This is a genomic window from Rheinheimera sp. UJ63, from assembly GCF_021568285.1.
In the GTDB taxonomy this organism is placed as follows: Bacteria; Pseudomonadota; Gammaproteobacteria; order Enterobacterales; family Alteromonadaceae; genus Alishewanella; species Alishewanella maricola.
This window is the reverse complement of sequence record NZ_JAKGTQ010000007.1, coordinates 59,632-72,427: the sequence shown is the minus strand read 5'-3', so window position 1 is coordinate 72,427 and position 12,796 is coordinate 59,632. Positions and strand designations below refer to the sequence as shown.

Here is a 12,796-nt window from a genome sequence, read left to right as displayed (position 1 = left end):
ATTACTGCAGCTGAGCCAACAGGCGTAACTGCAGAACAGGGGAAAATTCGGTAGTCAAGCCAACGGCTGCCGTAAACGGCAACTTAGGCAAATGCTAGCATGCTTTCACTGGCAACTTGATTACGCCCACGCTGTTTAGCGAGCAGCATGATGCTGTCAGTACGTGCTAAGAACTGATACCAGTTTTCTGATGATTGATACAGGGCGACACCTAGAGAAATGGTGATTTTAGGCAAACTTTTCTTGTCTTTTGCAGAAATAAAACGAAGTTTTTCTACGCCTTTACGCACTTGTTCGGCAATTTCATTGGCAGTGCGTAAATCAACATCGGGTAGTAATAATAAGAACTGTTCGCCCCCAGCCCGAACGGGTAGGCCGCTTTCTTGCACATAACTGCGCACTTTAGTTGCCACTTTTGACAAGATTATGTCGCCAATAAGATGGCCATAATCCTGATTAAAGCGGCTGAAATGGTCTAAATCGACCGCTATGGCGGCAATTTGTCGATCGGGTTGCTCACTCAGCCATAAATCAACTTGGCTTTGCATGGCTACGCGGTTATACAAGCCGGTTAGCGGGTCTTGTAAACGCTGTTGCTTGATTTGCTCAAGTTCATTGCGCAGTTGGTGGCTTTGTTGATTGGCACTCACCAGCTGTTGATTTAGCTGTTGCTGTTGTTTGCGGTAAGTCAGGGTAACTTGTTTTAACTCTGCTAATGCCGGGGGCATTGGCATGGCATCTTGTTCAAGTTTAAACACGGTATGATCAAGCTGATCAATAAAGTCTTCCGTGGCTTCGGCGGCTAAGTCGGTATAACCAGACAGGCGCGTGACCATACCAGAAACATCTTGCAGTAACTGCTCTTGTTGTTGTTGTTCGGGTAGCAAATGACGGTTGTATAACTCCGCCATAATAAAATCATCGAAGCGGGCTTTAGCAGCCAATTTTTCTTCAATTGCTTGGCACAACGCGTTGTTGTTACCACTGATATACTCATACCCAACCGTATAGTTTGTCGGATGAGCCGCCAGCTGGTTATGCTTCAGAAAAGCAGCAACTTGAGCGGCTTTATCTGTGGCTTGCTGCATCGTATCTTTATACTTCATAGCACGACTTAGAGCTCCGTTAACGGTAAGCTGTTAATTAACAAAACCATAGTACGTGATATAACGTCAGTGGCAACAGGTTTTACGGATAATTTGTTATATTCAGTGAATTAATCCCAAAGTTGTTACGGAATTTAAAATTTAATTACTTAATTCTCACGATAAACAGCGGTAATGCTGCGTTTCGTTGGGCTGTTATCTGGGAATAAAGCCGCTACAATCAAAAATGAGCGATTAAAACAGGGTGTGTTTATGCTAATGACAATAAAAAGAGTGGCAGGCGTATTAACCGCATTAGCCTTGCTGAGTGGTTGCGCTTCTAAAGTGCCCGCACCAGCAGAATTAAGCTTCAAAGAGGTGGCAAATACCATTTGGTTGGCGGAAAGAGCCCTACAAACTGCAGCACCAGGGCAGTTAATGGATATGTCTGCTGAGGCCATGAGCTTGCGGCAAAATCAACGTTTAGCTTTACAGCAGCGTTTATTGGCCATTGACAGCTCGCAGTTGACTGAACAAGAGCAAATTGATCATGCTATTTTGGCCTACCGTTTAGCTGACGAAATAGATCAGTATCGTTTTAATGCGCATCTGATGCCGCTGACATCTGAATCTGGTTTTCATACAGCTTTAGCGTTTAGCTTACAGCGTACCGCCATTAAAGACAGTAACGATATCGAGCAGTATTTACAAAAGCTGGCAGCGGTACCCCAGTATATGTCGCAGCAAATGAGTTGGATGCGTCAAGGTTTAAGCCAGGGTATTACTCAACCTAAGGCCGTGTTGGCGGGATACGAGCAAAGTATTAGCTCTTATATTGTGACAAATATAGAACAAAGCGTATTTTTTCAGCCTTTATTGCAAAAGCCGGCGGCTGTAAGCGATATGCAATGGCAGCAGTATCAACAACAAGCCAAAAATGTGATCAGATCAGAAGTGAACACGGCTTATCAAGCGTTTTATCAGTTTATGGTTGAAGAGTATCTGCCGGGGGCGCGGGATGATATTGCCGCCAGCAGCTTGCCCGATGGTAAGGCGTTTTATCAAAATCGTTTAGAGCATTACACAACGTTAAAATTAACACCTGAACAGGTGCATGCTACCGGTGTGGCCGAAGTTAAACGTATTCGAGCTGAAATGCAGCAAGTGATTAATAGTTTGGGATTTGACGGTAGTTTTGCTGACTTTGTTCAGTTTTTACGTACCGATCCACAATTTTATCCGCAATCAGCAGACGAACTGCTGCGTTACGCCGCGTACTTATCGAAACGCGCCGATGCGCAATTACCGCGTTTTTTTAAGCTATTGCCACGGACACCTTATGGTGTGGTAGAAGTACCTGCTGAAATTGCGCCTAAATACACAACCGGTCGTTATTCGGGAGCAACGCGTGATGATCAAGCGGGTTTTTACTGGGTTAATACCTATGCATTAAACCGGCGGCCATTATATGAAATGGAAGCGTTAACGCTGCACGAAGCAGTGCCGGGCCATCATTTACAAATTTCCTTGGCCAGAGAGCAAGCAACACTGGCTGATTATCGTCGTTCATTTTACACCTCTGCTTTTGGTGAAGGCTGGGGTTTATATGCGGAGTACTTAGGTATTGAAATGGGTTTTTATCAGGATCCCTACAGTAACTTTGGCCGCTTAACCTATGAAATGTGGCGCGCCGCCAGATTAGTTGTGGACACCGGTATGCACAGTTTAGGGTGGAGTCGGCAACAGGCTATCGATTTCTTAGCGCAAAATACCGCACTGTCGTTACATAATGTGCAAACCGAGATTGACCGTTACATCAGTTGGCCAGCACAAGCACTGTCCTATAAATTAGGTGAGCTAACCATTAAACGTTTACGCCAAGAGGCCGAGCAGAAACTGGCTGAGCGTTTTGATATTCGTGAGTTTCATCAGGTGGTATTAGGTAATGGCAGTGTGCCATTAGCGGTGTTAGAGCAACAAGTTCAGCGGTATATTGCCCAACAGCTGGCTACAGAGTAGATAAATCAATCTAAATAAGAATGCCGGCAATTGCCGGCATTCTTATGTTAAACCTGAAGCGAAGCTCTGATAAGCAGCTAGCAAATAAACAAGTCTAATGACGTAAGACAATGTTGGGGGTGGTATCTATTTCACCTTCATGATCAATGGCGGCCAACTTGCCTTCGAAATCTAGCACCGCTATTTTTCCAAATGCCATATTCCTAACAAACTGTAATTGGTAACCATAGCGTTGCAGTTCAGAAACAGCAAATTTCTGAGCTAGGCTAAGTTGTTGCCAAAAATAATCAATGTCCCTATTAATCCGGCGCCTTTCTTGTGACTGAGTTGCAAACATGCTGGGCTCCAAGATGGTTAAGATCGATTAGTCTGCCATACATTACTGTAAATCAAGTAATTCATGCCACTGTTCTTTAGTTAACGGCATGACAGATAAACGATTTCCTCGTTGGGTTAACGAGTGATTCTGCATCATAACTGAGCTTTTGATTTTGTCCAACCTGACCACTTGCGAGAAACGTGTCAAATATCGCAAATCCACGGCGATCCATCGCGGTTGCTCAGCTGTTGCTGTTTTATCATAGTAGGGGCTGTCTGTTTGAAACTGACTAGGATCAGCGTAAGCCGCCCGGACCACTTCTACTATTCCTGCTAATCCTATAACGCGACAACTGGAATGATAGATCAACACTTGGTCGCCCACTTTTACGGTATCTCGTAAAAAATTACGTGCCTGATAATTGCGCACACCCTCCCAAACAATAGCTTGTTCTGGCGCATTCGCAAAGTCGTCAATGCTACATTCGGCCGGTTCTGTTTTAAATATCCAATAGTTCATTTTGCCAGTCTCCATGAATTACGGCAGAATAACAGGACTTTTTATCACGGAACAGGCCAGAATATGAGTCAGGTATTAGCAAATTTATTGTCTTTACTGAAGCTAGAAAGCATTGAGTTAGGGTTGTATCGTGGCCAAAGTCAAGATTTAGGCTTCAAAGCGGTGTTCGGCGGGCAAGTGATGGGGCAGGCGTTATCTGCGGCGAAAGAAACCCTACCCGAAGAGCGCAAAATTCATTCGTTTCACTCTTATTTTTTAAGACCCGGTGATGCCAGCAAGCCGATTGTTTATGAAGTAGAAAACATCCGCGATGGTAAGAGTTTTAGCACCAGACGGATCAGCGCTATTCAATTTGGCAAACCCATTTTTTATATGACCGCGTCGTTTCAAACCGGTGAAGTGGGTTTTGAGCATCAAATTGCCATGCCCGAAGTCCCGGCACCTGAAGAGTTAGTATCTGATTTAGACTTTTATCAGCAGCATGCGGCACAAATTCCAGAGAAGTTACGCAGTAAATTTATCTGCGAAAAACCGATTGAAATGCGGCCTGTCGATTTTCAAAACCCTTTTTCGCCACAGGTGAGTGCCGCTAAGCGTTTTGTTTGGTTTAAAGCTAATGGCAATATGCCGGATGATTTACGCGTGCATAAATACCTCTTGGCCTATGCCTCTGACTTTAATTTTTTACCCACGGCACTGCAACCGCATGGTCGCTCATTCTTAGCGCCGAATATGCAAGTGGCTACCATTGATCATGCCATGTGGTTTCACCATGATTTCCGCTTTGATGACTGGTTGCTATATGCGGTAGATAGCCCTGCGGCATCAGGCGGCCGTGGTTTGGTGCACGGCCATTTCTTTACCCGCGAGGGTCGCCTTGTAGCAACCACCATTCAACAGGGCGTAATTCGCGAGTATGCCAGTGCCGATTAAGCCCGACTTTCCTTAGGCATAATGCTATTAATACTTTGCAGTACGTCACTGCGTAGCAGCACATTTACGGTTTGAGATAAGGTGCTAAGCTCTGCCGTGGCACATACTCGGTTGTCTTGATCCAACCGAGTATAGCCTGCCTGTTTTAGTGCCTGACTTAACGTGGCGAATAAATTTTTATCGTAGTATTCGGGTGCATTAATACCGTGCAGTGTTAATAAGCGTTGCGCCAACTGATGGCTTTGCTGCTCTAAATCTGCACGATCTAATGGGCCATGCGCGCGCAATAAATTAAAGACCACGGCATAACGTTGTAAAGTATGCTCGGCATTATGTGCGAGCAGCTCCAGCATCACATATTCCCGACTATGTTGAGAGGGAGCACGATACTGCTCGTCATCTAACCTTACTAAACCCTGATGCGTAAGTTGTTGCAAGATGGTTTTTACGTAGTTGCTTACCGATGGCACATACAAAAATAATTCCTGGCGTAGCAAACTATACAATTGTTCGGCAATACGAATTAGCTGGCTTTGGCTGGTTTGTTGTTGATGTAAAACGGCTGAGGCTAAGATGGCTGGGATAATAAATAAATGCAGAATATTATTACGATAATAGCTCATTAATACGGTATTAGCCGGCGTTAAGCTGATGACATCACCGAAACTATCCCGACTAACTTGGATTTTTTTCATCTGCAGGGCATGATCAATCATGTCTGCGGCAGACAAATGCGGCAGTGTCACCAAGCTATGATAGGGCGCACCTTGCTGGAGTTGCAGGTAGCAGTCAAGTTGCTGGATCAGCTCTTGCCGACTAATGGCTTGTTTATCGCTGGCTAATAGCGCCAGTGACAGCAAATTAATGCTATTCAGTGCCGCGGCCTGATTGATATGTCGCATAATTTGCTCAGACAATTTAGCCACCAGCGGGTTCAGCCACTGCGGTTTAGGCGCTTCAAGAGGATTAATCTCGCTTTTCCAATCCGGTATTTGCTGCGTTAAATAGTGATTGAGTGAAATGGGTTCGCCAAAATTAACATAGCCAAAGCCATAATCGCGTAAATTACGGATCGCCTTGAGTACACCACCAACCGATTCCTTTTTCTTGCCAGATCCCTGCAATTCACTGAGGTAAGTGTTTACTTCCATGACATGCTCATAACCCAGATAAACCGGCACTAAAGTAACGGGGCGATCGATGCCACGCAGCATGGATTGTACGGTCATCGCCAGCATGCCGGTTTTAGGATTTAATAAACGTCCCGTGCGACTCCGGCCGCCTTCGGTGTAGTACTTCACCGCATAACCTTTCATAAACAGCAAGCTTAAATATTCGCGAAAAACGGTTGAATACAACTTATTGCCGCTAAAACTGCGTCGAATAAAAAATGCCCCGCCACGACGAAAAATCGTGCCTGCAGGCCAGAAATTTAAGTTAATGCCTGCGGCGATATGCGGTGGCACTAACCCCTGATGATAAATAATATAACTGAGTAGCAAGTAATCCATATGACTTCGATGGCAAGGTACATAAACAATTTCATGTCCTTTTTGCGCCAGATCGCGCAAAGTGTCGACATTATTGACCTTAATGCCAGCATAAAGCTTTTGCCATAACCATGTCAGAATACGATCACCAAAACGTAAAGTTGACGTGCGGTAATCGGCTGCAATCTCTTGCAGTAATTTGCGAGCTTCTTGTCGCGCCGCGGCGTAATCACCATTGCGGTTAGCCGCTTCATCGGAGATGGCTTTTTTAACCGCAGGCGTGGCTAATAGCGCATTAAATAACTGACTGCGGTTCATCAGTTTTGGCCCTGTTGCTGCCAGTCGCTGCCGATAAAAGTGGATCCGTGACATGCGCAGTAGTTTTCTGGCAGTGCTGGCTTCAGCGCCAAATTGTCCAGCCATTTGTTGTAGATCTACTGGTTTACTTAAGCGCACCAGCGTGTGTCGACCTGAAATAAACACAATTAGTAACTTAGCTAACCAGTTAGGTGAATGAGCTTCCCCTAGTAACCATTTAATACTGTCTTCCTTACCTGGTGCACGGCCCCATAAGATCGAGATCGGCATCAGCTGTGCCTGTAATTTGGGATTGGCTAAATGAGCCGCGAGTAATGTTTGTCCTTGCTTTAATGCACGGGTCTCGCTGCGGCCACCAATGATTTGGTGAGGTTTTTCGAGAAATAAGATGCGTGATAATTTCTGCCCCCGCAGTTCGACATGGCTAAGCGGATCGGGCAAGGCTAATTGCTGGCAAACGCGACGCAGCGTGGCGACATCACTGGCTGATTCGGTGTGGCAAACATAAAATAATGGCCGCTCTGTACTCACTCCCAGTTGTTGTAGGGGGTTATCAGGAACGATTTTGAATTTAACGAGTAGACGAATAGGCCATTTTAATAATAAGGTCAGTAACGACAAGCTTGAGAACATAATGATACCGAGCAAACTGAACAGTGCTAAGAATACCACAGCTGCGTAAGCTGGCAAATTCAGCTGCAGAACAACGCTTGGCATTTCGAAAAAGGCTGTATATACTGACAGTACTTACTGTATAGGTAGCCAGCATTATGAGACCATTAACGCCTCGTCAGGCCGAAATTCTGCAATTAATCAAAGATTACCAACAAGAAACCGGAATGCCACCCACGCGCGCCGAGATTGCGCTGCGTTTAGGTTTTAAATCTGCCAATGCAGCGGAAGAACATCTCAAAGCCTTAGCTAAAAAGGGGGTACTGGAAATGATGCCCGGTACCTCGCGAGGGATCCGTTTATTGGAAGACGATTCCGCTCCCGAGCAATTGGGTTTGCCTTTGGTGGGTAAAGTTGCCGCTGGCCAACCTATCTTAGCCGCTGAGCATGTACAAAATCATTATCAAATTGATGCGCATTTATTTAAACCCCATGCTGACTTTTTACTTCGGGTACAAGGCATGAGTATGCAAGATATCGGCATCCTCGATGGCGATCTGTTAGCCGTGCATAAAACCACGCAAGCAGAACATGGCCAAGTGATTGTCGCCCGTGTCGATGATGAAGTAACGGTAAAGCGTTTTCAGCGGCAAGGACATGAAGTTTTATTGCTTCCTGAGAATCCAGATTTTGAGGTGATTAAAATCGATTTACGTGAACAGCAATTTGCCGTTGAAGGCCTTGCTGTAGGCGTGATCCGTAACGGAAGTTGGCTATAAAATAGTCGCTGTTCAACAAGTTAATTTACAATTGCACTGGTATGACCTCTAGGTTTTATCGGTGCTTTTGCATTTTAGGGGTTTACATAACGCTCATCCTGGACAATTCTTAAGCGGCAACTGTTCAAAAAATAATTAATGTTAACAGTGGCTGGTTTCAGCGCTTGCTTCGAAATCACAAAAAAATAATAAAAATAAGAAATTGCGAAACTTACCACATAGATTCGGTCAGGATAGGTTGATATAAAGCCGTGTAGTTCTGTGTTCTTGGTTTCTGCAGTTTGCAATGCAAATGACAGAGGAGAAGTACAGTGACAAACACGCGTTGTCTGGTTTGGTCGCTGCCGACCCTATTTTTTGCCGCATCGGCAAACGCATCAACATCTATGCCTTTGAATATGACCAAAGGCGCTACGGAGATCAGTCAGCAGGTTTATCAACTGCATATGACCATTTTCTGGATTTGTTGTGCTATCGGTGCAGTGGTGTTTGGGATTATGTTTGTATCCATGATCCTTCACCGCAAGGCAAGAGGGGGGCAGCCGGCTTCATTTCATGAAAGTACCAAGGTTGAAATTCTGTGGACGGCCATTCCGGTCGTGATTCTTGTTGTGATGGCATTTCCTGCCACGACCACCCTATTGGCGATGGATGACACCTCCGCTGCCGATGTTACCGTGCAAATCACTGGTTCGCAGTGGAAATGGCATTATAAATACCTTGAACACGATGTTGAGTACTTTTCATTATTAGCGACACCCAGAGAGCAAGTGGCCAATAAACTGGCCAAGGGTGAAAACTACCTATTAGAGGTCGATCGGCCTTTAGTGATTCCTGTTGGGAAAAAAATTCGCTTCTTGATGACCTCTGATGATGTGATTCACTCGTGGTGGGTACCTGCCTTTGCCATTAAAAAAGATGCGAACCCTGGCTTTATTAACGAAGCATGGACTCGGGTCGACGAGCCTGGCACTTATCGTGGGCAATGTACTGAGTTATGCGGTAAAGACCACGGCTTTATGCCAATCGTGGTGATTGCGAAAAGCGAAGAAGATTATTTAGCGTGGATCCAGCAAGAAGAAACGCGGATCGCCAGTGAAAAAGCCGCCGAACAAGAATTGCTAGCCATGAATATGAGCATGGCAGAGTTAATGAGTACCGGTGAAAAAATCTATCAAGGCTGGTGTGTTGCCTGTCATCAGGCTACTGGCATGGGGTTACCTGGTATTTTCCCTGCGTTAAAAGGCAGCGAGTTAATCCTTAATGATCGCAACGGCCATATTGATGTGTTGGTTAATGGTCGCCCAGGTACTGCGATGCAGGCGTTTGGTAAGCAACTCAGCCTAAAAGAATTAGCAGCGGTTATCACCTATACCCGTAATGCTTTTGATAATAATACCGGTGATACCGTGCAGGCTGCCGATGTGTTCGCTGTCCAGCAAGGCAAGGGAGAATAACCGATGTCAGCAATTACTACAGAACATGATGATCATGCGCATGATCACAAACCTAGCGGCATAAAACGCTGGTTGTTTACCACGAACCACAAAGATATCGGCAGTATGTACCTTATTTTCGCTTTGGTGATGTTTTTCCTTGGCGGCAGTATGGCAATGGTTATTCGTTTGGAGTTATTCCAGCCGGGTATGCAATTTGTCGAACCTCATTTCTTTAACCAAATGACCACAGTGCATGGCTTAATCATGGTATTTGGCGCGGTAATGCCGGCCTTTACCGGTTTAGCTAATTGGATGATCCCAATGATGATTGGTGCGCCAGATATGGCGTTACCACGGATGAATAACTGGAGTTTTTGGATCTTACCTTTTGCGTTCTTGATCCTTTTACTTAGTTTATTTATGCCAGGCGGTGGTCCCAGTTTTGGCTGGACGTTCTATGCCCCGTTATCGACAACCTACAGCGGTGACAGTACGGCGCTGTTTGTGTTTTCGGTGCATATCATGGGTATTTCTTCCATTATGGGTGCAATTAACGTGATCGTCACGATTTGGAATTTACGTGCTCCTGGGATGACTTGGATGAAAATGCCATTGTTTGTCTGGACGTGGTTTATCACAGCGTTCTTACTGATTATGGTTATGCCTGTGTTAGCAGGTGCCGTGACCATGGTGTTGACGGATAAATATTTTGGTACCAGCTTCTTTGATGCTGCCGGTGGCGGTGATCCTGTGCTGTTTCAGCATATTTTCTGGTTCTTTGGTCACCCCGAAGTGTACATTATGATTTTGCCAGCCTTTGGCATTATCTCCGCCATTATTCCAACCTTCGCCCGTAAACCGTTGTTTGGTTATGCCTCTATGGTGTATGCCACCGCCAGTATCGCTATCTTGTCGTTCTTGGTTTGGGCACACCATATGTTTACTACGGGGATGCCGGTGTTTGCGACCTTGTTCTTTATGTATTGCACTATGTTAATTGCCGTACCTACCGGGGTAAAAGTGTTTAACTGGGTGGCCACAATGTGGCGAGGAGCCATGACGTTTGAAGTGCCGATGATGTTTGCCTTGGCCTTTATTGTGCTGTTTACCATCGGTGGCTTCTCGGGTTTGATGTTGGCGATAACGCCAGCTGACTTCCAGTACCATGATACCTATTTCGTGGTGGCACACTTTCACTATGTGTTAGTAACAGGCGCAGTGTTTTCGATTATTGCGGCGGCTTATTACTGGTTACCTAAATGGACCGGCTACATGTATGACGAGCGTCTTGGCCAGTTGCATTTTTGGTGTTCTTTGATTTCTGTAAACATGCTGTTTTTCCCAATGCACTTCGTTGGTTTAGCGGGTATGCCACGCCGTATTCCCGACTATGCCCTGCAATTTGCTGACTTTAATGCTTTTATCAGTATCGGTGGTTTCCTGTTTGGTCTGTCGCAACTGATCTTTGTGTGGGTGTTAGTTAAATGCGCGCGCGGCGGTGTGCCCGCTACTGCGCAGGTTTGGGAAGGTGCTGAAGGTTTAGAGTGGGAAGTGCCGTCACCTGCGCCTTATCACACCTTTGAAACACCACCCGTAATTAAGTAGCGGAGGGCTTATGCAGCTGCATCGTACGCTGGTCAGTAAATTACTACTGGTTGTGTTACTGATGTTTGGCTTCGGTTTTGCCTTAGTACCTTTATATGACGTGTTTTGTGATATTACCGGTATTAATGGCAAACCCTCGGCAACGCCAGCCACTGTGCTGGCGGATAATATCGACACTAGCCGCGAAGTGACCATTGAGTTTTTGGCGCGACCAAACAAAGACATGCCGTGGATTTTTAAACCCGAGATCCGCCGTTTGACGGTGCATCCAGGTGAAATTTACGTGATGAACTATATCGCAGAAAACCCCACCAGCCGCATGATTGTAGGCCAGGCGGTGCCATCGGTTTCGCCAGGCCAAGCTGCACTCTACTTACACAAAATTGAATGCTTTTGTTTCACCCAACAGCAACTGGCGGGCGGCAATAATATGCTGATGCCTGTGCAGTTTTATGTCGATCCGGCGCTACCGGCGCAGTTCAGCACGATTACATTGAACTACACCCTGTATGACGTGACTGCCAGTTGGCAGCCGGACACTGCTACAGCAAAAAGTGGGGAATAATAATGAATAAGACCTATGAAAAATATTATGTGCCGGCACAAAGCCCTTGGCCAATAGTCGGTGCGGTAGCGATGTTTTGTATTGCCTTTGGTGCTGGGCATTACGTGATTGATGTCAGTAAGCAACAAAGTGGTTTTGGCGGTTGGTTATTGCTTGCCGGTTTTGCCATCCTTATTTTTATGTTGGTAGGTTGGTTTAGAAATGTCATCGATGAATCTATGGCCGGTTTATACAGTGCGCAAATGGATCGGTCTTTCCGACAAGGTATGATTTGGTTCATTGTGTCTGAAGTGATGTTCTTTATGGCCTTTTTTGGTGCCTTGTTTTATGGCCGGGTGATTGCGATGGAATGGCTCGGTGGTGCCAGTAACAATGCGATGACTTTTGCTATTTTATGGCCCGATTTTCAGCCGTCATGGCCATTACTAAAAACGCCCGGTGGTATTGAAACACAATCGATGCCAGCATGGGGTTTACCGACCATTAATACGGTGCTTTTAGTGATTTCGTCTGTCACATTGCATTTTGCGCATGTGGGGTTAGAAAAAGAAAAGCGTGGCCAATTAAAGTTGTTTTTGTTGCTCACGCTGCTCTTAGGCGCAGTGTTTTTGTGTTTACAAGGCTATGAGTATATTCATGCTTATCGTGATCTTGGCTTACGCTTAGACTCTGGTTTTTACGGTAACACTTTCTTTCTGTTAACCGGTTTTCACGGCTTACATGTCACGCTGGGTGCAATCATTCTACTCTTTATCTTTTTTAGAGTGTTAAAAGGGCACTTCACGCCAGAAAAACATTTCGCTTTTAAAGCCGGTGCCCTGTATTGGCATTTTGTTGATGTGGTTTGGTTATGTTTATTTGTCTTTGTCTACATCATTTAACCGGCTTTAATAAGGGCGGGCATTAGGTGCAATCAGTCCGGTCGCCATCGCGAGAATTATTAAGGCGAGGGCGATCGCTGAGAACAACACCCTTTTACCAAGATAGTAAGACAAGCTGTGGCTGGATTCGGTTTGGCGCATAACGCTAAAACCGGCTTTTACCAGATTAACCACGATATAGATCAGCAATAGAACGATGGCTATTTTTATTATCATTTCATCTCCGGAGTTT

Annotated in this window: 12 protein-coding genes; 7 read left to right on the top strand and 5 right to left on the bottom strand. The window is 45.4% G+C overall.

What is annotated here, in order from left to right; all coding sequences use genetic code 11:
* Positions 1-83 precede the first annotated feature (83 nt).
* On the bottom strand, positions 84-1,106 hold the full coding sequence (locus tag L1N97_RS15265; RefSeq protein ID WP_236130390.1) for a GGDEF domain-containing protein: 1,023 nt from the start codon (positions 1,104-1,106) through the stop codon (positions 84-86).
* A gap of 258 nt (positions 1,107-1,364) precedes the next feature.
* Here L1N97_RS15265 and L1N97_RS15260 point away from each other — a divergent pair, with 258 nt between their 5' ends.
* Entirely contained in the window at positions 1,365-3,104 is a 1,740-nt protein-coding gene (locus L1N97_RS15260) for a DUF885 domain-containing protein (protein WP_236130389.1), read from the top strand.
* A 94-nt stretch (positions 3,105-3,198) separates the two neighbouring features.
* On the opposite strand, the gene L1N97_RS15255 is transcribed toward L1N97_RS15260, so the two are convergent.
* Together L1N97_RS15255 and L1N97_RS15250 are read right to left on the bottom strand one after the other, a co-directional pair.
* Positions 3,199-3,441, bottom strand: a complete 243-nt coding sequence (locus L1N97_RS15255; RefSeq protein WP_236130388.1) for a hypothetical protein — start codon at positions 3,439-3,441, stop codon at positions 3,199-3,201.
* 42 nt (positions 3,442-3,483) lie between these two features.
* The gene (locus L1N97_RS15250; RefSeq protein WP_236130387.1) at positions 3,484-3,942 is read right to left on the bottom strand and encodes an EVE domain-containing protein; all 459 of its coding nucleotides are present in this window, start codon (positions 3,940-3,942) and stop codon (positions 3,484-3,486) included.
* A 63-nt stretch (positions 3,943-4,005) separates the two neighbouring features.
* Here L1N97_RS15250 and tesB point away from each other — a divergent pair, with 63 nt between their 5' ends.
* Positions 4,006-4,875, top strand: coding sequence for an acyl-CoA thioesterase II (gene tesB, locus L1N97_RS15245; protein ID WP_229586042.1), 870 nt, complete (start codon positions 4,006-4,008; stop codon positions 4,873-4,875).
* On the opposite strand, the gene plsB is transcribed toward tesB, so the two are convergent.
* Positions 4,872-7,373, bottom strand: a complete 2,502-nt coding sequence (gene plsB, locus L1N97_RS15240) for a glycerol-3-phosphate 1-O-acyltransferase PlsB (RefSeq protein WP_236130386.1) — start codon at positions 7,371-7,373, stop codon at positions 4,872-4,874. The genes tesB and plsB overlap by 4 nt on opposite strands.
* An 80-nt stretch (positions 7,374-7,453) precedes the next feature.
* Here plsB and lexA point away from each other — a divergent pair, with 80 nt between their 5' ends.
* The 5 genes from lexA (at position 7,454) to L1N97_RS15215 (ending at position 12,564) form a co-directional block, all read left to right on the top strand.
* Positions 7,454-8,074: a transcriptional repressor LexA gene (gene lexA, locus L1N97_RS15235; RefSeq protein ID WP_226751343.1), complete on the top strand. Its 621-nt coding sequence runs from the start codon at positions 7,454-7,456 to the stop codon at positions 8,072-8,074.
* Positions 8,075-8,385: 311 nt separating this feature from the next.
* The gene (gene coxB, locus L1N97_RS15230; protein ID WP_236130385.1) at positions 8,386-9,531 is read left to right on the top strand and encodes a cytochrome c oxidase subunit II; all 1,146 of its coding nucleotides are present in this window, start codon (positions 8,386-8,388) and stop codon (positions 9,529-9,531) included.
* 3 nt (positions 9,532-9,534) lie between these two features.
* Positions 9,535-11,118, top strand: a complete 1,584-nt coding sequence (gene ctaD, locus L1N97_RS15225) for a cytochrome c oxidase subunit I (protein ID WP_229586039.1) — start codon at positions 9,535-9,537, stop codon at positions 11,116-11,118.
* Positions 11,119-11,128: 10 nt separating this feature from the next.
* Positions 11,129-11,683 carry a cytochrome c oxidase assembly protein gene (locus L1N97_RS15220; protein ID WP_229586038.1) on the top strand — a complete coding sequence of 185 codons (555 nt, stop codon included), beginning with the start codon at positions 11,129-11,131 and terminating at the stop codon, positions 11,681-11,683.
* Between the two features lie 2 nt (positions 11,684-11,685).
* On the top strand, positions 11,686-12,564 hold the full coding sequence (locus tag L1N97_RS15215) for a cytochrome c oxidase subunit 3 (protein WP_236130384.1): 879 nt from the start codon (positions 11,686-11,688) through the stop codon (positions 12,562-12,564).
* A gap of 6 nt (positions 12,565-12,570) precedes the next feature.
* Here L1N97_RS15215 and L1N97_RS15210 read toward each other — a convergent pair whose 3' ends face one another.
* Positions 12,571-12,780 carry a DUF2909 domain-containing protein gene (locus tag L1N97_RS15210; RefSeq protein WP_229586036.1) on the bottom strand — a complete coding sequence of 70 codons (210 nt, stop codon included), beginning with the start codon at positions 12,778-12,780 and terminating at the stop codon, positions 12,571-12,573.
* Between the last annotated feature and the right edge of the window lie 16 nt (positions 12,781-12,796).